The sequence below is a fragment of the Mesorhizobium sp. CA6 genome (genome assembly GCF_020165035.1).
GTDB lineage: Bacteria > Pseudomonadota > Alphaproteobacteria > Rhizobiales > Rhizobiaceae > Mesorhizobium.
In genome coordinates this window covers 112284-135241 of record NZ_JAIUHI010000016.1, presented here as the reverse complement: position 1 = coordinate 135241, position 22958 = coordinate 112284, and the positions used below count along the sequence as shown (strand labels likewise).

Here is a 22958-nt window from a genome sequence, read left to right as displayed (position 1 = left end):
CTGGATCGAAACACAATTCCCTCTGCCCGGCATAGGCCGCCGCCGCAAGGGCCAGGGCGGAGAAATGTTAAGCGGCTTCGGTTCAGCGCCACAGCGGGATCTTGGTGTTGTCAGGCCGTGGCCGCGATGCACAGCATGTGATTGTCCCAGACATAGTCCGGTTCGGAACGGGTGGCGCCGTCGCCACCGACGATCTCGCCGGCGCCGGTCGTCGCCATGAAGCCGGCGCCGTCGGGCGCGACGCCGCAGACCTCGACCAGCGCTCTTGTCGTGACCACGCGTCCGCTGGCGGCATCGATGACGGCCAGCGAATTGCCCTCCGGCGAGGTGATGGCGACGGTGCCCGTTGCGCCATTGGCGGCGACCGAGCCGACATAATTGCGCAAGCCTGAGAGCACGTCCTGCGGCATCTCCAGGAGCTCGAGCTCCCTGCCGCGCGCGGCGCGGCCGACCAATGCCGGTCGGTCGGTCGCCGGCCCGCGATACTGGCAGCCGAACCAGACGGTGCCCGCCTGGTCGCGATCCATGTGGCGGATCGAAAGCTGATGCAGCGCCGGCGGCAATTCGTGCTTTTCGATAAGGTCGCCGGTGATCCGGTCGACCAGTGTGTAGGAGGGCTTCATCGTCGCGATGTTGAGTTCGGCGCGACCGAAATCGGGATGGGTCTCGATGCCGCCATTGGCGATGGCTAAAGTGCGGCCATCGCTAAGCAGGAGCAGTTCATGCGGTCCCATGCCGTAGGTCGGGAACTCGCCGACGCGATTGAATTTCGCCCGCGCATCGTAGACGCCTACGACACCTGCCGCGTTGTCGAAGTCGTTCTCCGTAGCGTAGAGCAGAGCGCCGTCAGGCGAGAACACGCCATGGCCGAAGAAATGCCGGCCGGCGATGCTGGCGATGGTCAGCGGCTTGTCGCGGCCGGCATGGTCGAAGACCACCGCAAAGGTGCCGGGCTGGCGGGCAAAGACCACCGAGCGCTTCGACACCGGATCGAAAGTGACGTCGTGGCCGCGCTCGGGCAGACCGATCGTGTGCAGGATTTTCCCCGCCTCGGAGAGCACGGCGGCGCCGAAGCTGCCGTCGCGCTTGACGAAGGCCGTGGCGAACACCGCGTCCGCGGCAAGCGTGTCCGCCCATGCGCGCGGCGCCATGGCGGCGGCGAAGCCCACGCCCGCGGCCCGAAGGAAATCGCGGCGGTCGATGAGGGCGGTTCTCACGGCATCAATCCCCATCCAGCGACGAGAAGCCGGCGGTCAGGCCGAACTCGGCGGTCATCCTGGTGCCGATCAAGGTCGACAGGCTGGAGGTGATCAGCGCGAAATGCTCGAGCTTGTCGCGCAGGGCGGGGTCGGCGAGCGCCTTGTCGATCGGCCGGGCAACGGATTTCGCGGTTGTCACGCCGTTGGCGAGCTGGATGTGGATGGACTCGGCTATCCATTGCGCGTCGGCGGGCAGAGCGTCGCCGAGCCTGGAGGCATGAAACAGCTGGTCGATGCCGGAGAGATTTCCGGCGAGCGAGGCCGTCGTGTTCTGCGAGCGCCAGTAGATCGCCTGCTTCGGCTTGTCGGCATCGGGTTTCGCGCCGAGAAATCCCTTGAGCCGCACGTCGCGGATCATTTCCAGCTCGTTGATGAAGACGCCGACCAGTTCCGTCACCGCTTCGTTGCCGTCGCGGTAGAGCGGGTTCTTCGGCCCCGGATTGGCCCAGAGCGACGCAAAGCCGTCGGGCTTTTGCCAGGCGTCGCGCACCTCGCCCGCCATCGTTTCGATATTGCCGGCAACCGCCGCGCCATAGGCGCAGCGGTAAGGATCGTCTTTCCCGGCAAGCGTTTCGGCGCCGTCGCCGTAAAGCACATATTCGAGGGCCCCGAGGCCCTGCATAGCGACGCTCTTTTGCGCCAGTTGCGCCGGATCGGTGGCTGATGGGTCCTTGGATGCGAGCGTGGCCTGCACTTGCCTCAGGCCGATGCTCTTGCGGTCCGGCCAATACAGCATGCGTTCCAGCCGGTTGTTCTCCTTGATCGGTCCGAAGGCGATGATCTCGACTACCGACCAGGCCTCGACCGTGCCTGAAAACGCCGCGCGAGCCGCTTCGAGCTTCTCCTTGGACGGCGCTTCGCAAAGCTGGTGCATCGCCTTGGTCAGGCCCGCCGCATGCTCATCGAGGCTGGCATAGGCGGGGCGGACGAAGCCATCGATCGCGCGGCCGATGACATCGGAAGCCTTGACCGCGGCTGATGCCGGCATCACTGCGGCCAGAAGGAACGGAAGAGCAAGGGCCATGCGTTTCGACATCAGAGCGACGCGTTTCGACATCAGAGGGACTCCAGGAATTTGATCAGCGCGTCGCGATCGGCCGCGGCGGCACCGACAAAGCGGTCGCGCGCCTTCTGTCCCTCGCCGCCATGCCACAGGATCGCCTCAGCAAGCGTACGCGCGCGGCCGTCATGCAGGTAAAAGGCATTGCCGTTGACCGTCGCGGTAAGCCCGATGCCCCAGAGCGGCGGGGTGCGCCATTCGGTCCCCGTGGCTTCGCCCACCCGCTGCCCATCGGCAAGACCCTCGCCCATGTCGTGCAACAGGAAGTCGGAATAGGGCCAGATCAGCTGAAAGGCCTGCGCCTTGTTCGGCGTGCCGCGCATGGTGACGAATTTCGGCGTGTGACAGGCAATGCAGCCCATCTCGTAGAACTTTTTCTTGCCGGCAAGCACGTCCGGCTCGTCGAGATTGCGTCGCGCCGGCACGGCCAGGTTCTGCGAATAGAAGGTGACGAGGTCCATCACCGGCGGCGGCGCCTCGGCCGTGCCGAGGCGTTGCTGCACCCCGTTTGGCATAGCCAGGCAATCCTTCTGCGCCTCGGTGCAATCGCCCCAATGCTTCGGCATTTCCGGCGTCGAGATGCCGATATCTCCGACAAAGGCGTCGGCCGCTTGCTGGCGGATCGAAGCGGTCTGCGCCTTCCAGCCGAAGCGGCCCAAGGTCACCTGGCCGTTCAGCTCGTCGCGCACCATGTTCGGCCGGCCCGAAATGCCGTCACTGTTACGATCGCCCGGATCGGCTCGGGCAAGGATATCGGCCGGCGCGATCTGCTCGATCAGGCCCAGCCCGATCATCGGCGGCGTCAGGCGCGGCGACAGCGTGGTGCGCGGATCGAGCGGGCCGTAGGCGAGATTCTCGATCGTATAGCGCGGCTTGCGCAGTGAAACGACGGTGCCGTCGCCGAGCGTAACTTTTTGCTCCTGGTAATCGACGCGCATCCGGCCTTCGCCTTCGAGGCCTGGAACCGCAAGGTCCTGCAATTGCGCGCCATAGACCGGGTCCGGAAAATTCAGCAGCTTATGGTCGGCAAGCGCTGCCTTTTCCTCGGCGCTGCCGGCGTCGCGCGCCAGTCGCAGGAACATCGATGTCGATCCGGCATCGCCTTCCGGAGGACGCCCGCGGCCATCCTTCAGATGGCAGTTCTGGCAGGCGCGTTCGTTGAAAAGCGGGCCGAGCCCGTCCGAAGCCTGGGTCGAGGACGGCGACGACACCCAGTTCTTGCGAAACAGCGCGTTGCCGAGCTTGAAGGTTCCTTCTTCCTCGAAGGTGATATTGGCGGAGGATTGCGAGAAGGCATCGCGGTTGATGTCCTTGCGCGAGGTGCCGGCGCCGCCCTGCATCAGCTCGAACGGCTCCGGCCTGGTGAAATCGGTCGTCGGCATGGTGACCGCCAGAACCCGCGCCTGGTCCTTCGGCGTCAGGTCGGCGCGGCTCGTCGGCAGGACGGCGGGCTCACCAGCCAAGGCGGATGCGGAAAGCATGATCGCCAGCAAAAGCGGTGCCCCGCGATAAATCCGGTATCGCGGGGTCATTTGGGACGGCAAGCCGTGAATCCCGGCCCACCACGCGCGGCGCGAAAAATCTACGGGGCGCCGCATTCCCGCATGTCCTTACTCCGCCTCGTTGGCCGAGTCGGCATTGAGTTGGCCGTATTTTTCCTCGCCGATCGAGGCAAGCAGATCGAGCTGCGTTTCCAGGAAGTCGATATGTCCTTCCTCGTCCGCCAAAAGTTCCTCGAACAGCTTCATCGAAACGAAATCGCCTTCGTCTTGGCAGATCTCGCGCGAGCGCTTGTAGGCGGTGCGTGCGTCATATTCGCCGGCGAGATCGGATTCGAGCACTTCCTTGACATTCTGGCCGATGCGCAACGGCGCGACGGACTGCAGGTTCGGGTGACCCTCGAGGAAGATGATGCGCGCGATCAGCCGGTCGGCGTGATGCATTTCCTCGATCGATTCCGCCCGCTCCTTCTTTGCCAGCTTGGTGTAGCCCCAATCCTCGAGCAGACGATAATGCACCCAGTACTGGTTGACAGCTCCAAGCTCGAGAAACAGAGCTTCATTAAGCCGCTCGATGACCTGCGGTTCGCCTTTCATGGGTTCTGCTCCCGTATTGGCCGCGCAAGCCTCGCACGCGATCCAGGTGTGAAACGATGTCCACGCCCCCCACCTCTGAGCGGGCGTGGTAATTCTCGGTGACCCGAATGATCGTTTCCACCACATTTGGGAAACAGCCGCAACAGCGACCGCGCTTGGCCATCGCGTGGTAGACCTTCGCGGGCACGATCAACTGCCATGGATCCTGATCCAGCAGGCCGACGATCGTCTGCTCGATCTCCTTTTCGGTAATGATGTTGCAATGGCAGATCAGCATCTACTTGCTCTGGCTAACGGCGCCGTTCCGGCGCCGCTTGGCTGGTTTCTCAATTGAGCATGATCTTGTCCAAAAACCGGCTTTTGGGATCATGCCCGATCTTACTTGAACACCTTGTCGGGCGCGTCGAGGCTGTCGGAGCCCTCGAAAGCAATCTCGTTCAGCTTGAGCGAGCCGACGGCGCGCTCGATCGACTTGGTCTGGTCTATGAGGGCGTCGATCGCCGCCTGCACCGTGGCGTTGCCTTCCGTGTTGCCCTCGGCGATCTGCTGGTCATAGGCCTCGCCGGCAAGGGCACGCGCCTGGATGGCCTCCATCTTGGCGACGGTGGTGTCGAGCTTGCCCGACAGTTCCTTGTCGATCGCCGGATCGGCCGCCTTCACCATGTTCGACACCGACGGGCCCGAAACCACGGAACCGTCGAGCCGCTTGTAGCTGGCATGGTAGGCATCGCGGATGCCGACCGCGTCATAGAGATGCGAGATGTAGGTGTTGTCGGAGAAGCAGTCGTGCTCCTCTTCCGGGTCGTGCAGCAACAGGCCGAGCTTCATGCGCTCGCCCGCGAGCTCGCCATAGGAGAGCGAGCCCATGCCGGTGAAGATGGTGGAGATGGCGGCATTCGCATCGCCCTCGGTGAGGTTCTTGCGCGCGGCGCCGTCTTCCTTCCAGTTGCCGACCATTTCCTGCAGGTCGGACACCAGAAGATCGGTCGCCGATCTCAGATATTCGGCGCGGCGATCGCAATTGCCGCCTGTGCAGTTCTTGAGGTCGTAGTCGGTAAAGGGCCGCTCGCCGGCGCCCGGCCCGGTGCCATGCAGGTCCTGGCCCCAGAGCAGGAATTCGATGGCGTGATAGCCGGTCGCGACATTGGCTTCGACGCCGCCGGCCTCCTGCAGCGTGCCGGAGAGGAACTCGGGCGTTAGCTTCGAGGCATCGACCTTCTTGCCGTTGATCTCGATTTCCTTGTTGGCGATGACGTTGGCCGTATAGAGCGCGTTTTCGTCCGACTCGGTGCCGTAACTCTTGGCGACATAGTCGATCAGGCCCTCATCCAGCGGCCACGAATTCACCTTGCCTTCCCAGTCGTCGACGATCTTGTTGCCGAAGCGGTAGACTTCTGTCTGCTGGTAAGGAATGCGCGCCGCCTTCCAGGCCTCGCGCGCGGCGTTCAGCGTGTCTGCCGAGGGGCTGGCAATAAGCGCATCCACCGCCTTATCCAGCGCCTGCGCAGTGGTCAGAGAATCCTCATATTTGGCCAAAGCGATGTCGGCATAGGTCTTGATCACCGCCTTGGCGTCGGTTTCGGCTTTTGCCGGCAACACGAACACCGCCGCGGTCAGTGCAGCCGTGGCGCAGATCGCAGCCAGCCTGCCGCCATTACGTGCCGTCATCATCCTTCTCCAGTTCTTTGGAAATTCAATAAAAGGCGCCCACCCGCGCCGAGGCATAATCATGCCGGGAAAAATGGTGGCCGCGTCGATGCGCGGTTCGCGATAAAAAAACACCCACTTGCCTCCAATCGAAAGGGTTCAAGGCCCAGACATCAAAGGGATGCGCTTTGCGCGCAGCTCTCCATAAAACGATGGAGAGGTTGGGAGTCAACTGGTGAGATAGAAAATATTCAATTGAAACAACAGTTTAGAATTATTCTAAACTGCAAATGTCAACTTTAAGCCCGGGACTGCCTCGCTGGACCGATTGACAGACAGCCATTCTGGGTGCGACCCGATGCGCGGCCCTTGCGGCGGTGACGGACAATCGCCACTTGGCGCAAAGGCCTAAATTTGCTGGCCAAAAAGGATTGCGATGACCAACGGGGTTGTGATTGTCGGTGCGGGCCATGCCGGCGTGCAGGCGGCCGCCAGCCTGCGCGAAGAGGCCTATGAAGGGCCGGTTGTCCTGGTCGGCGACGAGCAGGACCTGCCCTATCACAAGCCGCCGTTGTCCAAGACCTTCATCAAGGACGCCGAGGCCAAGCCGCAGCCCTTGCGCGGCGAAGCCTTCTACACCGGCAACAACATTGATTACCGGCCGGGAGTGCGCATCGACAGCATCGATGCCCGCGCGAGCCGGCTGAATGTCGCAGGCGGTGGAACGCTTGCCTTCGACCGGCTGGTGCTTGCCACCGGCTCGCGGCCGCGCCTGCTCAAGCTCGACGGCGCCGGCCTTGCTGGCGTGATCTCGCTACGCTCGCTGGCCGATGCGCGCCTGATCCGCGAGCTCAGCGCGCAAAGCGAGGACGTGGTCATTCTCGGCGGCGGCTTCATCGGCCTGGAGATCGCGGCGACGCTGAGAGCGGCCGGCCGCAACGTCACCGTCGTCGAGGCGGTCGACCGGCTGCTCGGCCGCGCCGTGGCGCCGGTCATCGCCGCGCATGTGCGCCAGCGCCTGGAAGCGATCGGCGTGCGCATCCTGACCGGCACCACCATTGCCCGCCTCGAGGGCCAAGGCGGCCTCGTCTCGGCCGCGATCACGTCGGGCGGCGAACGCCTGCCGGCGCAAATGGTGATCATCGGCATCGGCGTGGTGCCCAATGTCGAACTGGCTGAAGCCGCCGGTCTGGCTACCGGCAACGGCATCCGCGTCGACCAGCATATGCAAAGCTCTGTTCCCGAAATCCTCGCCATCGGCGACGCGGCCTCCTACCGGCACTGGTTCACCGGGGGCGACGTGCGGCTGGAATCGGTGCAGAACGCCACCGACCAGGCCAGGCTTGCCGCACGTACCGTTCTCGGCCATGGCGAGCCCTTCTCGGCCGTGCCATGGTTCTGGTCGGATATCGGCGACATGAAGCTGCAGATGGTGGGCCTGACCCAAGGCGGCGATCACCATGTCGTGCTGGGCGATCTCGCCGAGAACAAGTTCTCGATCTACCACTATGCAGGCAACCGGCTGCTCGGTATCGAATCCGTCAACCGCCCGGCCGACCACATGCTTGGCCGCAAGATGCTCGGCGCCGGCTTCTCGCCGACGCCGCAAACGGTGGCAGGCGGGCCGGATGCGCTGAAGGCGGCGCTTGCGGCCTTCAGTGAGGACGAACCGGCAAGGGCCAACGCGTAAGGCTTGCCAATTTTTGCCATAGACCATAAAATGGCTGAATGAGCACGATGAATATTTCACTGCCCGACAGCTTGAAGAATTTTGTCGATCAGCAAGTGACTGATCGAGGCTATGGCACGAGCAGCGAATATGTGCGTGAATTGATCCGCCAGGATCAGGATCGTCAACTTTTGCGCCGCTTGCTCCTAGAGGGCGCGTCGTCCGCGCCGAGTGAGCCCGTTGACGATGATTATTTCGCAGCGTTGAGGAAACGAGCGCAGGGCCAATAAGTTAGTGGCCACCAAGCCAATTATTCCTCGAAGGCTTGCTCTGCGCGATATCGAGGACGCTGTCGATTATTATGCACGTGAAGCTGGTTCGCACGTGGCGTTAGGCTATGTCGAGGACCTTCAGAATGCCTACAAGTTAATAGCCAGCCACCCGGCATCAGGCTCTCTGAGATATAGTTATGAAGTTGGGTTGCCCGGCCTACGCAGCCTGCCGCTCAAGCGTCATCCATATTTGATCTTCTATATTGAACAGGCAGACCACATCGATGTGTGGCGCGTGCTTCACGCCAAGATGGATATCCCATCCTGGTTACAACATCCGGGCTCCTGACGGCTTGCGCGCGCCGTTGCAGACCGTCAGAAGAGCACCGCACCATCCTCAGGCGGCCCGCGCCTCGCGGATCGAGGTTTCCAGGATATCCAGCGCCTCGGTCATGACGCCGTCCTGGATGGTGATCGGCGACAGGAAGCGGATGACGTTGCCGTAGACGCCGCAGGTGAGCAGGATGAGGCCCTTGTCCAGCGCCTTCAGCCTGACCGCGTTGGCGAACTCCGCTGACGGAAGCCCCTTCTGCACGTCGTTGAACTCGACGGCGTTCATGAAGCCTGGACCGCGGATGTCGACGATCTCCGGCACGTCCTCACGGATCGATACCAGCCGCTGCTTCAGCCGCGCGCCCAGCGCATTGGCGCGGTCGCAGAGCTTTTCCTCCTCGATGACGTCGAGCACTGCGTGCGCGGCGGCAACGCCGATCGGGCTGCCGCCATAGGTGCCGCCGAGCCCGCCGGGGCCGGGCGCGTCCATGATCTCGGCGCGGCCGGTGACGGCCGACAGCGGGAAGCCGCCGGCGAGGCTCTTAGCCATGGTGGTGAGGTCGGGGGCCACGTCATGATGATCCATGGCGAACATCTTGCCGGTACGGGCAAAGCCGGTCTGCACTTCGTCGGCGACCAGCAGGATGCCGTGCTGATCGCAGATCTTGCGCAGCGCTGCCATGAAATCGCGCGGCGCCTCGTAGAAGCCGCCCTCGCCCTGAACCGGCTCGACGATGATGGCTGCAACGCGGCCCGGATCGACATCGGCCTTGAACAGCTTGTCGAGCGCGGCAAGCGAATCGGCGACCGAGACACCGTGCAGCGCCACCGGGAACGGGGCGTGGAAGACATCGGGGGGCATGGCGCCAAAGCCGACCTTGTAGGGCACGACCTTGCCGGTCAGCGCCATGCCCATGAAGGTGCGGCCATGAAAGCCGCCTGAAAAGGCGATGACCGCCTGACGGCCGGTGGCGTTGCGGGCGATCTTGATTGCGTTCTCGACCGCCTCGGCGCCGGTGGTGACGAACACGGTCTTCTTATCGAACTTGCCGGGCAGCAGGCCGTTCAGGCGCTCGGCGAGATGCACGTAGCTTTCATAGGGTACGACTTGGTGGCAGGTGTGGGTGAAGCGGTCAAGTTGCGCCTTGACGGCCCCGATCACCTTCGGGTGGCGATGGCCGGTGTTGACGACGGCGATGCCGGACGAGAAGTCGATATAGCGGCGGCCTTCGACATCCCAGATTTCCGAATTCTCGGCGCGATCGGCGTAGATCTGTGTCGTCATGCCGACGCCGCGCGAGATCGACTGGTTCTTGCGTTCGGAAATGGCTGAATTCTTCATATCGTCCCTCAATCGGGCCATCCCTCATCGAGACTAGGCCCGTTCTCGTTTGCTGCCGTTGAAATCCCTTCTGACCTTATTTCACGTTTTGCTCAAGTCAGCACGCGGTCCAGTCAATTGGGCCTGCCTCAGATAAAGCCTCCCGGTACACCTGGGCAGGGACGCGGCTTGGCAATTGCGAGCTAAACCCTCACAAACCCTTCGCTGGCCCTCAACAGATTGCGCGTATAATCCTCGCTGACGCGATGGCCGATCAGCTGGCTCGCTGTCAGCGTCTCCACGGCCTCGCCATTCTGCATCACCATCAGCCGCTCGCACATATGGGTGATGATGGCGAGGTCGTGGCTGACCATCAGGAAGGTGAGCTTGCGGCGCCGCCGCACCTCTTCCAGCAGGTTCAGCACTTCCGCCTGCACCGAGGCATCGAGCGCCGAAGTCGGCTCGTCGAGCAACAGGATCGAAGGTTCGAGGATCAGCGCACGCGCAATGGCGACGCGCTGGCGTTGGCCGCCGGACAGCTGGTGCGCGTAACGAAAGCGGAAGCCCTTGCCAAGCCCTACCTCGTCCAGCGCGCGCTCGATGCGCTTCTCGCCGTCGGCAATGCCGTGGATGGCCAGAGGCTCCTGCAGCAGGCGGTCGACGGTCTGACGCGGATGCAGCGAGCCGTAAGGATCCTGAAAGACCATCTGCACCTCGCGATAGAACGCCTTGTCGCGAGTTTTGCCGAGCGTCTTGCCGTTGACGGTAATGGTGCCGGAAGAAACCGGCGCGAGACCGGTGATGGCTCTCAGCAGCGTCGACTTGCCGGAACCGCTTTCGCCGACGAGGCCGTAGGATTCGCCTTCCCTGACTTCGAGGCTGACGCCCTTCAGCGCGCGAAACCGGTCGAAGACCACTTCCAGCCCTTCGACAGTGATGGAAGCCGTCATGCCGCCCACTCCGGCTTGCGGTCGAGCACTGGCAGCGGATGGCGCTCGAAGCCGATTCTGGGCATGCAGTTGAGCAGGCCGCGCGTGTAAGGGTGCTGAGCGTCGCGCAGCTCCGAAGCCTTGATCTGCTCGACCACCTTGCCGGCATACATAACGACGACGCGGTCGCAGAAGGAGGAGACCAAGCGCAGATCGTGCGAGATGAAGATCAGCCCCATGCCGCGCTCGGCGACGAGCTTGTCGAGGATATTGAGCACGTCGAGCTGCACGGTGACGTCGAGCGCCGAGGTCGGCTCGTCGGCGATCATCAATTCGGGTCCGGTGACCAGCATCATGGCAATCATGGCGCGCTGGCCCATGCCGCCCGAGACCTCGTGCGGGTAAAGGTCGAAGACGCGGGCCGGATCGCGGATCTGCACCGCCTGCAGCATGGCTAAAGCGCGCTCGCGCGCCTCGGCCTTGGAGACTTTTTCGTGCGTGCGCAGCGTCTCGACGATCTGGCGGCCGATGGTCATCACCGGATCGAGCGAATATTTCGGATCCTGCAGGATCATGGCGATGCGGCTTCCCCGCAGCGCTCGGCGTTCACGCGGCGACATGGAAAGCAAGTCCATGCCGTCGAAGGCGAGCCTCTTCGCCGACACCTCGGCCTGCGGCGGGGTCAGCCCCATGATGGCGCGGCCGGTCTGCGATTTGCCGGAGCCGCTCTCGCCGACGATGCCCAACCGCTCGCGTCCGAGCGAGAAGGAGACGCCGCGCACGGCCTGAACAAGGCCGGTGCGGGTCGGGAAGGTGACGCGCAGATTGTCGACCTCGAGAAGCGTGTCGCTCATTGGTCGCCACTCCGGGGGTCGAGCGCGTCGCGCAGGCCGTCGCCGAGCAGGTTGAAGCCGAGGCTGACGATGAGGATGGCGGCACCTGGGGCTGCGGCGACCCACCACTGGTCGAGGATGAAGCGGCGGCCGGACGCGATCATCGCGCCCCATTCGGGCAGCGGCGGCTGCGCGCCGAGGCCGAGGAAGCCAAGGCCGGCGGCGGTCAGGATGATGCCCGCCATGTCGAGCGTGACGCGGATGATCAGCGAGGAGATGCAGAGCGGCATGATGTGGCGCAGCACGATGCGGAAGGGCGAGGCGCCCATCAGCTGCACCGCCTTGATGTAGTCGGAATTGCGCACCGTCAGCGTCTCGGCGCGCGCGATGCGCGCGTAGGGCGGCCATGAGGTGATGGCGATCGCCAGCACGGCGTTCTCGATGCCGGGGCCGAGCGCGGCAACGAAAGCCAGCGCCAGAACCAGCTTGGGAAAGGCGAGGAAGATGTCGGTGATGCGCATCAGGATCGTGTCGGTCCAGCCGCCGGCATAACCGGCGATCGTGCCGACCAGAAGGCCGATGGGCGCGGCGATGATGGCGACGAGGATCACCACATAAAGCGTCCAGCGTGAGCCATAGACGATGCGTGAATAGATGTCGCGGCCGAGGTCGTCGGTGCCGAACCAGTGCGCGGCGCCGGGCGGCAGCAGGCGGGCGTTCTTGAGATCGCCAACGGTCGGCGAATACGGTGCCAGCACATCGGCAAGGGCGGCGACCACCAGCAGCGCGATGATAATCAGCATGCCGACCAGCGCCAAGCGATTGGCGGAGAAGCGGCGCCAGGCGACATAGGCGCGGCCGAGCCTCGCCTGCAGGCGCGAGGCCGGTCGGTCGCTCAGCAGCCATGCGCGACGGGAGAAGGCGCCGGCGTCGGCGGCGGTCATGACAATGCCTCCTGAAATAGTCGACCCCCACTCCGGTCTGCTTCGCAGACCACCTCTCCCCCGTTCGACGGGGGAGAAGAAAGGCGCCTGGCATGCGACCAGCTTTTCCTCTCCCCCGGGCACGAAGAGAGGCGGCCCGAAGGGCCGGAGCGGGGGTGGCTGGCCGCGGCCAAGCCCAAAACGGCAATAGCTCCGATCATCCGGTCTTCGTCCTTGGATCGAGCAGCCGGTAGAGCAGATCGGAGAAAAGATTGATGGCGATGAAGACCGAGCCGATGGCAATGGTGCCGCCGAGCACGGCGTTCATGTCGGCGTTCTGCAGCGAGTTGGTGATGTAGAGGCCGATGCCCGGCCAAGAGAAGACGGTCTCGGTCAGCACCGAACCTTCGAGCAGGTTGGCGTAGGAAAGCGCGATCACCGTCACCATCGGCACAGCGGCGTTGCGCAGCGCGTGGCCCCAGATGATGCGCGTCTCCGACAGGCCTTTCGCACGGGCCGCGACGATATATTCCTGCGCCAGCTCGTTCAGCATGAAGGAACGCGTCATGCGGCTGATATAGGCAAGCGACAGGTAGCCGAGCAGCGAAGCCGGCAGGACGATGTGGCGCCAGGCGTCGTAGAAGACGTCCCACTGCCCCTGGATCGCGGCATCGAGCAGGTAGAAGCCGGTGATCGGCGTGAACGTGTATTCGTAGACGACATCGAGCCGCGCCGGAAAGGCGATCCACTGCAGCTTGGCGTAGAACAGCACCAGCCCGAGGAGCCCCAGCCAGAAGATCGGCACGGAATAGCCGATGAGGCCGACGATGCGGGCGATCTGGTCGATGATGCTGCCACGCTTGACGGCGGCCAGCACGCCGAGCGGCACGCCGATGACGGCGCCGATGATCGTGCCCAGCGTCGCCAGCTCGATGGTCGCCGGGAAAACGCGGCGGATATCGGTCATCACCGGATTGGTGGTCAGCACCGACGTGCCGAAGTCGCCCCTCAGCGCCGCTTTGACGTAGATATAGAACTGCTCGATCCAGGGCAGATCGAGGCCCATTTCGCGGCGCGTGCGCTCGACGACGGCCGTCGGCGCCCGGTCGCCGAGAACGGCCAGCACCGGATCGATCGGGATGACCCGGCCGATGAAGAAGGTCACCGCGAGCAGACCAAGATAGGTCGTCACCGCGACGACCAGAAAACGGCCGAGCGACGATAGGATGGCGACGGCGCGGGCGCTACCGCGCCCGGCCGCCTGGTTTTCAGCTACGCTCACGCGTGGCGCCCGGGGTTACTGCTTCGACACCGCCCAGACGAAATTGGTATCGAAGCTCGGGCCGAGCTTGAAGCCCTGAAGCTTCTTGCGTAGCCCCGCCACTTCCAGCTGCTGGTGGATGATGACGAAGGGACTGGTGTCCATGATCTTCTGCTGCAGGTCCTTGTACATATCGGCGCGCTTGGCCGCATCCTTCTCCAGCAATGCCGCCTCGGTTTCCTTGGTCAGGTCCGGAATGTCCCAGGCATTGCGCCAGGCCAGCGTCTTGATCTTGGCGTTGTCGGAATTGTCCGGGTTGGAGGCAAAAGTCTGGGCGTTGGAGTTCGGATCGAAATAGTCCTGGCCCCAGTTGCCGATATAGATGTCGTGGTTGCGGGCCCGATATTTGGTCAGCGTCTGCTTACCATCGCCCGGAATGATCTCCAGCTTGATGCCGGCCTGGCCGAGCGTCTGCTGGATCGATTCCGCCATGCCGGTGGTCGGCTGTCCAGTGCGCACGTCCATGGTCACCTTGAAGCCGTCCGGCAGGCCGGCCTTGGCAAGCAATTCCTTGGCTTTGGCGACGTCGAGCTTGAACGGGTTATCGTCGATGGCGCCGAGATCGCCCTTGGGCAGGAAGGACTGGTGGATTTCGCCGATGCCCTTGAGGATGGTGGTGCTGAGCGCGTCGTAGTCGACCAGATATTTGAACGCCTGGCGCACCTCGGGCTTGGCGAGGTTCGGGTTCTTCTGGTTGAGGCTGATGTAATAGACCGTGCCCTTCGGCGCGCTGGTGGTGGTGAGATCGGCGTTCTTGGCAATGGCATCAAGGTCGTTCGGCTCGAGATTGCGGGCGACGTCGATATCGCCGGCTTCGAGCGCCAGGCGCTGTGCCGAGCTTTCCTTCATGTTGCGGTAGATGACGCGGGCGAGCTTGGCCTTCTCGCCGTTGTAGTTGTCGTTGCGCTCCAGGACGACGGCCTCGTTGGCGCGCCATTCGCGCAGCTTGAACTGACCGGAGCCGGCATAGCCGGTCTTCAGCCAGGCATTGCCGAAATCATTGTCCCATTTGTAGTCGGCGCTCGGCGTGGCGGCGGCGACATGTTCCTTGACCAGCTTGGCATCCACGACCGACGCGACGGTGGCCGACAGGCAGTTGAGCACGAAGCTTGGCGCATAGGCCTTGTCGACGACGAACTGGAAGGTGGTGTCGTCGACGGCCTTGGCCTTTTCGGTGACGTTGTCGCCGGTAATGCCGAACTGGTTGATGATGAAGGCCGGGCTCTTGTCGAGCTTGACGGCGCGTTCGAAGGAATAGGCGACGTCGGCGGCGGTGATCGGATTGCCGGAGGCGAATTTCATGCCGGGCTTCAGCTTGAACGTATAGGTCAGGCCATCATCGGAAACGGTCCAGCTCTCGGCGAGGTCGGGCTTGACCTTGGAGGTGTCGCTGAGATCGAGGCGGACCAGAAGATCATAGGTGTTGCCGGTGACCTCGGCCGTCGACAGCTCGAACGCTTCGCCCGGATCCATCGAGATGATGTCGTCGATGGCAAAGCCCTCGACCAGCGTATCGGCGGGCGTGACCGCGAAAGCGGGCGCGACGAGCAGCGCGGACAGCGCGGCGCCGGCAAGCAAGGCGCGCGAGCGGAGAGCAAACTTTTCCAGCATCATAGTGATCGTTCCCTGTTTTGTTGACCTGAGTTCCCGGCTCAGGGCTGTATTGTTCTTTGCAAGGCCGGCTGCGGCTTTGACCGCTTACCGTCGTGTTTTTTGTCCAGTTGGTCAACACCCTATTCAGCGGTTCTCGAACCGGCAACGGACATTTTGCGAGACGCTATATCGGGGGACCAGTCGAGCCACATGAGTCGACCCATGCGCCGGCTAATTGAGGCCGCCAATCCGCAAAAAATTATCAGGTCCGTCCCTCGCGAGGCAGCCGCTATTTCAACTGCGCGACGAGGCCCGCATCGGGAAAGCAGGTGGCGGGCTTGCCGTTCTTTGCCTGCCAGATGCCGATGGAGCGACGGGTCTTGAAGCCGGGCAGGCCGTCGACGCTGCCGACATCGTAGCCCTTGGCTTCCAGCGCCCGCTGCAGGGCGGCGATATCGGAGCGGTGGAGATCGCCGACCGCGCCCCAGCCGCCGACGAAGGCGGCGTCGCCTTTGGCGATGCGATCGGCGGCATGACCGATGAACAGGCCGTAGAGATCGCTGTTGTTGTATTGCTTCAGCACATAGAAGTTCGGCGTCACGAGGAAGGCCGGACCGCTGCGCCCGGCCGGCATCAGCAGCAAGCCCTCGGCCTTCAATTCGCTCGCTGCGAATGCCTTGCCGTCGACGCGCCTGATGCCCATCGCCACCCAATCAGAGATCCTCTTGCCCCGGTCGGGTCCTTCGAGCCAGCACGACACATTTGCCGGCACCGTCACCTCGGCCCCCCAGCCGCGCCCCCTCACCCAGCCATAGTGGACGAGGTAGTTGGCGATCGAGGCGAGCACATCGGGCGTCGAATTCCAGATATCGGGCCGGCCGTCGCCGTCGAAATCGACGGCATGCTTCAAGAAGGAGGTCGGCATGAATTGCGGCTGGCCGAGCGCGCCGGCCCAGGACGATTTCATCGCATTGACCGGCGCCAGTCCGCGCTCGACGATTTCGAGCGCCGCCAGCACCTCGGTGCGGAAGAAATCCTTCTTGGTCGACATGAACGCCTTGGTGCCCAGCACCTCGAAGGCGTCGTAAGGCATCTTGGCCGCGCCGAAGCCGGTCTCGCGGCCCCAGATCGCCAGCACGATCTCGCCCGGAACGCCATAGCGCTTCTCGATCAGCCCGAGCGTCCGGGCATTGGCGCTCTCGCGCGTCCTTCCGCCCGAGGTGACGGCCCGAACCACCTTCTCGGCGAAGTAGCTGGCCGGCGGGCCGAACTCGGCCTGATGCTGCTTCTCAGGCGTCGTCGGCTTCTCGCTGGGCAGGACGAGATCGGGCAGTTTCAAGTTCGGCTTCACGCCGAGGAAGGCCGCGTCGAAGGTCTTCTTGGAGATGCCTTTGGACTTGGCTTCGGGCCAGAGGTCGGTTTGAAGCCAGGCCTGGAACTGGTCGTCGATGGGGGCGGCATGGGTGGGGGTGGTAATGAAGAGAGCGATCAACGCCGCCAGAAAGGAAAGGACGACCAATCTGGAAGGCTGGCGTTCTGTCGCGCCCCCCTCTGTCCTGCCGGACATCTCCCCCTCTAGGGGGGAGATTGGCAGCTTCGGCGCTCCGCTCAATCCTGCGACGTTGGAGATTGGCGAAAGCCGGCGTGACGTCTGATCTCCCCACTTGAGGGGGAGATGTCCGGCAGGACAGAGGGGGGCGCGAAGGAACGCTGTCATCTCCAAGCCCCCATAAGTCCCCTCAAAACGCCGTCCTCGACCGCAGCGCCGCGGCCAGCGTGCCTTCGTCGAGGTAGTCGAGCTCGCCGCCGACCGGCACGCCATGCGCGAGCCGCGTCACCTTCACATCAAAGCCCGACAGCTGATCAGTCAAATAATGCGCGGTCGTCTGCCCCTCGACGGTGGCATTGACGGCGAGGATGACTTCCTTCACCTCGCCGCCGGCAACGCGGTCGACCAGCGAGCGGATGTTGAGCTGATCGGGACCGATACCGTCGAGCGGCGACAGCGTGCCGCCGAGCACGTGATAGCGCACGTTCATCGCCGCCGCGCGCTCCAGCGCCCAAAGGTCCGAGACGTCTTCGACGACGATCAGCGTGCCGGCGTCGCGGCGTGGGTCGGTGCAGATCATGCAAGGATCGGCGGTATCGACATTGCCGCAGGTCGAGCAGATGCGAACCTTGTCGACCGCTTCGCTCATGGCGGCAGCCAGGGGCTCGAGCAGCTGTTCCTTCTTCTTGATGAGATGAAGCGCTGCGCGCCTGGCCGAGCGCGGCCCTAGCCCCGGCACCTTGGCCAGGAGCTGGATCAGGCGTTCGATTTCCGGACCGGCGATTCTCTTCGACATCGCCCTGATCTAGAGCAATTCCAGGAAAAGTGCGAAGCGGTTTTCCGTCCCGAATTGCGTGCAAGGGAAAAGATGGATCAGTTCGCCGCTTCTTGAAACGGTGGACTGATCCAGGATTTTTCAGAGCGGTTTGGAACAGCCAGCAAGGGCACCGGGCCCGCCTTGCTGCCATGGCGGGCCCTGCCTCGGATGAAATCGGGCTCAGTTGGTTTCGAGCGGCCGATCCTGGCTGGCGATCATCGCGCCGATGGCGTCGGTGTTCTCAGGTGTCGACTGGAAGCCCATCGACGCTTCCTGCGGCGCGCTGGGCACCGAAGAGACGTAGCGGCCCTTGAGCGTGCCGCCGAAACGCGAGGCGTCCGGCTCGGCCATCGGCTCCTGCATCGCCACGACCATCGGCTTCTGCGCGAGGCGGCCGGATTTCTGCGAAGGAGCAGCAGCAGCCGTCACATAGGTCGCTTCGGCCGGAACGATTGCCGCCTTGGCCGGAAGCGTGGGTTCGGCCGCATTCATCGCGGCCTGCTTGGCCGGATCCGGGCGTACGATCGTCTTGACCACCGGCTCGGCGGAAGCCAACAGCACGGGGGCGGCAGGGTCGATTTTCTGCTGTTTGTCGGAGGCCATGGCGACTATCGGCTCGTCCGGCAGCGGCTGCCAGTTGCGGCCGCGCTTCTCATAGAAGGCGTTGCCGCCGGCCACCATGGTGTAATGCATGTTCTTGTAAGGGAAGCGCAGGCCGGCGGTGTGGAAATACATTGTGTTCTTGAGCTTGGCCTTGCGCTCGCCTTTCAGCACCGCGTTCGCGGCTTCCTCGACGCCGGGCAGCGCCCTGGAGTTCATCGGCCGCGTCAGCACGCCGGGCGCGAACTGGCCCCTCTCGCCGACGACCTCGCAGATGGTGTTGCCATGCTGGCCCGAGCGCAGCCGGTTCATCACGACCGTGCCGACGGCGATCATGCCGTCACGGCTCGACCGGTTGGACTCGAAGAACATCGCCCTTTGCAGGCATTCCTTGTCCTTCATCGTGTAGGAGCGCGAGCTGAGGAAGCTCGGCGTAAGGGCGTCGGTCAGACCCGACGCCGACATGCCATGGGAGGAAGTGGTCTGGCTGCAACCGGCCAGGAGCAAGGGGGAAGTGACGATGCCGATAAGCAGCAGCGGCATCTTCCATCGCGTCGCGATCACCAAAAAAGCCTCATGTCCAGATGCCAGCCCGCCCCGAGATGTGGCAAGAATGAGACTCTTTCAGGCAAAAAGATGGCTAGAAGGTTAGCAACTTCTGGACTTGGGTAAAACTTTATGAATGCCGCGAAATGAGCCCGTGAGCATTGCCGGCAAAATGGTTAATATTGCAGGCTGGACTCAATTTCCGTTCATAATCAATTAACTGGCGGACACCGCCTCAGAAAGGCAATTTCATTCCGGGCGGGATCGGCAAGCCTGCCGTCAACGCCTTGGTCTTCTCCTGCATGATCTGCTCGACCTTATTTTTGGCGTCATTGTGGGCGGCCAGGATGAGGTCCTCCAGGATCTCGGCTTCGTCCGCCTTGATCAGAGACGGATCGATCTTCAGCGTCTTCATTTCGAACTTGCCGGTCAGCGTGATGCTGACCAGACCGCCGCCGGCCTGGCCGGTGGCTTCAAGCGTGGCGATCTCGTCCTGCATGGCCTGGAACTTGGCCTGCATTTCCTTCGCCTTGCCCATCAGGCCGAGAAGATCTTTCATCGGTTGGTCCTCATAAATGTTTCAGGTCTCGTCGTCATCGGCCGCCGGCTCGACCGGCAGGTCGGCCTCGGCCTCTTCCACATCCGGGACGTCCGGGATGCGCACATCGATGATCTTGGCGCCAGGGAAACGGGCGAGAATGGCCGCGACTACGGGATCGCTCTTGGCGTCGGAGAAGGCGTTCTCGCGCTTCGTCGTCTCCATCTCGGCCAATGTCTGGCCGCCTTCTTCCTTCGACAGCGACACCAGCCAGTTGCGCCCGGTCCAGGCGCGCAGCTTGGCGGTGAGGTCGTTGAGCAGCATCTTCGGCGCGTCGTTAGTCAAGGCAACGTCGAGCCGGCCGGGCTCGATGCGAACCGGCCGCACGCAGCGTTTCAGCAGCACCTTGAAGGCCATGTCGCGATTGGCGTCGGCAAGCGCAACGATGTCGGCCAGCGATTTCACTGGAACGACAGGCGCCTCGGCGACCGGCTCCGGCGCGGGAACGAAAGTATCCGGCACAGGCTGCGCCTCGACCAGGCGCATCGTCTGCGCGCCGCCGGGGGAAGCTGGCACCCGGGTCTGCGCGACAGCAGTTGCGCTGCCATTGCCGGACCCCGCGGGTGTTCCGTTGGCGCGCGGCGCCACATTCGACTGCGGGGCCGCACCTTCCAGCGATTTCAGCGCCTCGTCCAGCGTCGGCAGGTCGGCGGCATGCGCCAGGCGGATCAACACCATTTCGCCGGCGCTGACCGGGCGGTTGGAAGACTGCACCTCAGGAATACCCTTGAGCAGCATCTGCCAGGTCCGCGACAACACGCGCACCGAAAGCGTGCCGGCGAATTCGGCGCCGCGCCGGCGCTCATCCTCGGAAAGCGAAGCATCGTCGGCTGCCGCCGGCACGAAGCGCAGGCGGGTGACGAGGTGGTTGAACTCGGCAAGATCGGTAAGCACGGCGGCCGGATCGGCGCCGGTGTCGTATTGCGCGCGGAATTCGGCCAAGGCCGCTGCGACATCGCCCTTCATGACATGCTCGAACAGGTCGATGATGCGGGCGCGGTCGGCAAGGCCGAGCATGGCTCGCACCGCCTCGGCGCTGACCGTGCCGCTGCCATGGGCGATCGCCTGGTCGAGGATGGAGAGCGAATCGCGCGCCGAGCCTTCGGCGGCCCGCGCGATCATCGCCAGCGCCTCGTCGTCGACGGCAATGCCTTCCTTGGCCGCGATCGAGGACAGATGCCCGACAAGCGCGCCGGCATCGATGCGGCGGAGATCGAAGCGCTGGCAACGCGACAGGACCGTTATCGGAACCTTGCGTATCTCGGTGGTGGCGAAGATGAATTTGACGTGCGGCGGCGGCTCTTCCAGCGTCTTCAGCAGGCCGTTGAAGGCCTGGGTGGAGAGCATGTGCACTTCGTCGATGATGTAGACCTTGTAGCGCGCCGAGACCGGTGCGTAGCGCACCCGGTCGATGATGTCCCTGATGTCGTCGATGCCGGTATGTGAGGCGGCGTCCATCTCGATGACGTCGACATGGCGGCCTTCCATGATCGCCTGGCAATGCTCGCCGAGAATCGAAAGGTCGACGGAGGGCTGGTCGACGGTCGCGGTCTTGTAGTTGAGGGCCCGCGCCAGGATGCGCGCGGTCGTCGTCTTGCCGACACCGCGCACGCCGGTCAGCATCCAGGCCTGGGCGATGCGGCCGGTGGCAAAGGCGTTGGTCAGCGTGCGAACCATCGGCTCCTGGCCGATCAGCTCGGAGAAATTCGAAGGGCGATATTTGCGCGCCAGGACGCGATAAGCGGCGGCCTTGCCTGTTTCCAGGCTTTGTGGCCCCAAATTTCCGGCTTCGCTCATTCGCCGTCAAAAGCTCCAAGGACCGCGACGGAAGGCGGCCGATTCCTGCGCATAGTCTCACCCGCACGGCTTGGCGCCGTCAATGTCGCGGGAGAAAGGCGAAGAGGTGGGAGGCTGGAACAATGACCCGTTCCGGGCTCGTTAGGGCTGCTTCCTTCCGGACCTGACCCGGTTGGCGAGTGGATCGTCCACCACCAACCTCCCGCGCTCCATATCGGCAATTCAGTGGCGAAATGCAAGGGCCGAGCCGCAACCCGCAACCGCATCGAAGGCGGAAAGTCCTTCAAATCGATAATGGCGGTCAATGAATCGCTTGCAGCCACCCTGCCGCCGCTCTAGCGTTCCTGGTTTGGAAAATGCTTACAACAAAAGCGAAGGAAACGCTCATGCTGCCGGGCCTCGAGGCCGGATTCACGCTGGACGCCCGGCTGGAGGCGGACAGCGAGCAGCTTATGTGGCTTGGCCTTTGCGAGCTCAGGCTGATGAACGACCGCCGCTGGCCATGGCTGGTTCTGGTGCCGCAGCGGACGGGCGTGGAGGAAATTCACGACCTGACGCCGCTCGACCAGGCGATGCTGACCTTCGAGACCAATATGGTGGCGCAGGCGCTGAAGCGGGTGACCGGATGCACCAAGATCAACACCGGCGCCCTCGGAAACATCGTGCGTCAGCTGCATGTTCACGTCGTCGCCCGCTCGGAGGGCGATCCAGGCTGGCCGGGACCGGTCTGGGGCTATGGCATACGCGAGCCCTACCAGCGCTCCGATATCAGGCGGTTTGCCGAAATGATCAAGGCGGCGCTATAAGCTGACCAGTGTCCATCCGCACATCGAGCCCACCCGAGTTTCCATGAGCTTTCGCCTGTTCGACGCGCCCTTGCGCGAGCCCAGCCAATTCGTCGGTTTTGCCGGCAACCGCATCGATCGGCAGTCCGAGAACCGCGCCGATGATGCGGTCGAAAATGCGCTGGCCGACCAGGCCGCTCGGCTGATGCTGATGCATGCCGGCCGGCTCTATCTCAAACTCGAGGATGGCACGTTCGACCCCTGGTTCAGGACGGATGAGAGTGGAGCTTTCGAAGCCGCACTCGATCGCGGCGTGCTGCTCGGCTTCTCCGACAGCGGGCCGGTGCTGGCCGTGCCCGCCGGCATCGAGCCGGAAAAGCTGCCCGAGACGATCAAGGCGATCGACTATCGTTCCGTCTATATGCAAGGGCTGGTCGACGAGGCGGCGGCCGGCGCGCTGGCGCAAGGCGCGGCGCTGCTTGCCTGGCACGTAAGCCATGCCTTCTGCTCCAAATGCGGCAACCGCTCGGAGATGCGCGCCGGCGGCTACCGGCGCCATTGCCCCGCCTGCGGCACCGACCATTTCCCGCGCACCGACCCGGTGGCAATCATGCTGACGGCGACGCGCGAGAAATGCCTATTGGGGCGCGGCAGGCATTTCGCGCCCGGCATGTACTCGGCGCTTGCCGGCTTCATCGAGCCGGGCGAGACAATCGAGGCGGCGGTACGGCGCGAGACGCTCGAAGAGGCCGGCATCCGGCTCGGCCGCGTCGTCTACCACGCCAGCCAACCCTGGCCGTTCCCCTATTCGCTGATGATCGGTTGTTTCGGCGAGCCCCTTAACGAGGATATCCAGGCCGACCTCAACGAGCTGGAGGACTGCCGCTGGTTCTTCCGCGACGAGGTGCGCACGATGCTGGACAGGCAGCATGCCGATGGCTTGATTACACCGCCGAAAGGGGCAATCGCCCATCACCTCATCCGCGCCTGGGTCGACAGCGAATAGGAGA

22 protein-coding genes and 1 other RNA gene are annotated in these 22958 nt (G+C 63.7%); 5 read left to right on the top strand and 18 right to left on the bottom strand.

Annotated elements, in window-relative coordinates; all coding sequences use genetic code 11:
• Positions 1 to 110: 110 nt before the first annotated feature.
• From LB526_RS23180 to LB526_RS23155, 6 genes are all read right to left on the bottom strand, one after another.
• On the bottom strand, positions 111 to 1217 hold the full coding sequence (locus LB526_RS23180; protein ID WP_224629951.1) for a DUF1513 domain-containing protein: 1107 nt from the start codon (positions 1215 to 1217) through the stop codon (positions 111 to 113).
• Positions 1218 to 1221: 4 nt separating this feature from the next.
• Positions 1222 to 2295 carry an imelysin family protein gene (locus LB526_RS23175; protein ID WP_224629961.1) on the bottom strand — a complete coding sequence of 358 codons (1074 nt, stop codon included), beginning with the start codon at positions 2293 to 2295 and terminating at the stop codon, positions 1222 to 1224.
• A gap of 20 nt (positions 2296 to 2315) precedes the next feature.
• Positions 2316 to 3800: a di-heme oxidoredictase family protein gene (locus LB526_RS23170; RefSeq protein WP_411968014.1), complete on the bottom strand. Its 1485-nt coding sequence runs from the start codon at positions 3798 to 3800 to the stop codon at positions 2316 to 2318.
• A 129-nt stretch (positions 3801 to 3929) separates the two neighbouring features.
• Entirely contained in the window at positions 3930 to 4415 is a 486-nt protein-coding gene (gene bfr / locus LB526_RS23165) for a bacterioferritin (RefSeq protein ID WP_224629949.1), read from the bottom strand.
• Entirely contained in the window at positions 4381 to 4692 is a 312-nt protein-coding gene (locus LB526_RS23160) for a (2Fe-2S)-binding protein (RefSeq protein WP_224526726.1), read from the bottom strand. The genes bfr and LB526_RS23160 overlap by 35 nt, the downstream gene beginning before the upstream one ends.
• Before the next feature lie 101 nt (positions 4693 to 4793).
• Positions 4794 to 6083 (bottom strand): imelysin family protein, encoded by a 1290-nt coding sequence (locus LB526_RS23155; RefSeq protein ID WP_224629948.1) that lies wholly within the window; start codon positions 6081 to 6083, stop codon positions 4794 to 4796.
• A gap of 415 nt (positions 6084 to 6498) precedes the next feature.
• Here LB526_RS23155 and LB526_RS23150 point away from each other — a divergent pair, with 415 nt between their 5' ends.
• From LB526_RS23150 to LB526_RS23140, 3 genes are read left to right on the top strand one after another with little or no spacing between them, the layout of a single operon-like run.
• Complete coding sequence (locus tag LB526_RS23150; protein ID WP_224629947.1) at positions 6499 to 7752, top strand: NAD(P)/FAD-dependent oxidoreductase; 1254 nt, start codon at positions 6499 to 6501, stop codon at positions 7750 to 7752.
• Positions 7753 to 7790: 38 nt separating this feature from the next.
• Positions 7791 to 8021 (top strand): type II toxin-antitoxin system ParD family antitoxin, encoded by a 231-nt coding sequence (locus tag LB526_RS23145; RefSeq protein ID WP_224526731.1) that lies wholly within the window; start codon positions 7791 to 7793, stop codon positions 8019 to 8021.
• 4 nt (positions 8022 to 8025) lie between these two features.
• Positions 8026 to 8352 carry a type II toxin-antitoxin system RelE/ParE family toxin gene (locus tag LB526_RS23140; protein WP_224629946.1) on the top strand — a complete coding sequence of 109 codons (327 nt, stop codon included), beginning with the start codon at positions 8026 to 8028 and terminating at the stop codon, positions 8350 to 8352.
• A gap of 48 nt (positions 8353 to 8400) precedes the next feature.
• Here the strand turns inward: LB526_RS23140 and LB526_RS23135 are convergent, their stop codons facing one another.
• The 12 genes from LB526_RS23135 to ffs form a co-directional block, all read right to left on the bottom strand.
• Entirely contained in the window at positions 8401 to 9678 is a 1278-nt protein-coding gene (locus LB526_RS23135) for a 4-aminobutyrate--2-oxoglutarate transaminase (RefSeq protein WP_224629945.1), read from the bottom strand.
• A 182-nt stretch (positions 9679 to 9860) separates the two neighbouring features.
• Complete coding sequence (locus LB526_RS23130; RefSeq protein WP_095766200.1) at positions 9861 to 10607, bottom strand: ABC transporter ATP-binding protein; 747 nt, start codon at positions 10605 to 10607, stop codon at positions 9861 to 9863.
• Entirely contained in the window at positions 10604 to 11440 is an 837-nt protein-coding gene (locus tag LB526_RS23125) for an ABC transporter ATP-binding protein (RefSeq protein ID WP_224629944.1), read from the bottom strand. Before LB526_RS23125 ends, LB526_RS23130 begins: the two co-directional genes overlap by 4 nt.
• A complete protein-coding gene (nikC, locus tag LB526_RS23120; RefSeq protein WP_224602849.1) occupies positions 11437 to 12363 on the bottom strand; it encodes a nickel transporter permease in 927 nt (308 codons plus the stop codon). The genes LB526_RS23125 and nikC overlap by 4 nt, the downstream gene beginning before the upstream one ends.
• A gap of 196 nt (positions 12364 to 12559) precedes the next feature.
• On the bottom strand, positions 12560 to 13624 hold the full coding sequence (locus LB526_RS23115; RefSeq protein ID WP_224602847.1) for an ABC transporter permease: 1065 nt from the start codon (positions 13622 to 13624) through the stop codon (positions 12560 to 12562).
• A 15-nt stretch (positions 13625 to 13639) separates the two neighbouring features.
• Entirely contained in the window at positions 13640 to 15277 is a 1638-nt protein-coding gene (locus tag LB526_RS23110) for an ABC transporter substrate-binding protein (protein ID WP_411968009.1), read from the bottom strand.
• Between the two features lie 268 nt (positions 15278 to 15545).
• Positions 15546 to 16823 carry a lytic murein transglycosylase gene (locus LB526_RS23105; RefSeq protein WP_224629943.1) on the bottom strand — a complete coding sequence of 426 codons (1278 nt, stop codon included), beginning with the start codon at positions 16821 to 16823 and terminating at the stop codon, positions 15546 to 15548.
• Between the two features lie 172 nt (positions 16824 to 16995).
• Positions 16996 to 17601 carry a recombination mediator RecR gene (gene recR, locus LB526_RS23100; RefSeq protein ID WP_140687603.1) on the bottom strand — a complete coding sequence of 202 codons (606 nt, stop codon included), beginning with the start codon at positions 17599 to 17601 and terminating at the stop codon, positions 16996 to 16998.
• 201 nt (positions 17602 to 17802) lie between these two features.
• Entirely contained in the window at positions 17803 to 18786 is a 984-nt protein-coding gene (locus LB526_RS23095; RefSeq protein WP_224629942.1) for a cell wall hydrolase, read from the bottom strand.
• Positions 18787 to 19003: 217 nt separating this feature from the next.
• Positions 19004 to 19327, bottom strand: coding sequence for a YbaB/EbfC family nucleoid-associated protein (locus LB526_RS23090; protein ID WP_095765991.1), 324 nt, complete (start codon positions 19325 to 19327; stop codon positions 19004 to 19006).
• Between the two features lie 21 nt (positions 19328 to 19348).
• On the bottom strand, positions 19349 to 21163 hold the full coding sequence (locus LB526_RS23085) for a DNA polymerase III subunit gamma/tau (RefSeq protein WP_224629941.1): 1815 nt from the start codon (positions 21161 to 21163) through the stop codon (positions 19349 to 19351).
• 106 nt (positions 21164 to 21269) lie between these two features.
• An RNA gene (gene ffs, locus LB526_RS23080) (signal recognition particle sRNA small type) lies at positions 21270 to 21366 on the bottom strand.
• A 183-nt stretch (positions 21367 to 21549) separates the two neighbouring features.
• Between ffs and LB526_RS23075 the strand changes: the two genes are divergently transcribed.
• Entirely contained in the window at positions 21550 to 21969 is a 420-nt protein-coding gene (locus tag LB526_RS23075; RefSeq protein WP_224629940.1) for an HIT domain-containing protein, read from the top strand.
• Positions 21970 to 22012: 43 nt separating this feature from the next.
• Entirely contained in the window at positions 22013 to 22954 is a 942-nt protein-coding gene (nudC, locus tag LB526_RS23070; protein ID WP_224629939.1) for an NAD(+) diphosphatase, read from the top strand.
• Positions 22955 to 22958: the final 4 nt, after the last annotated feature.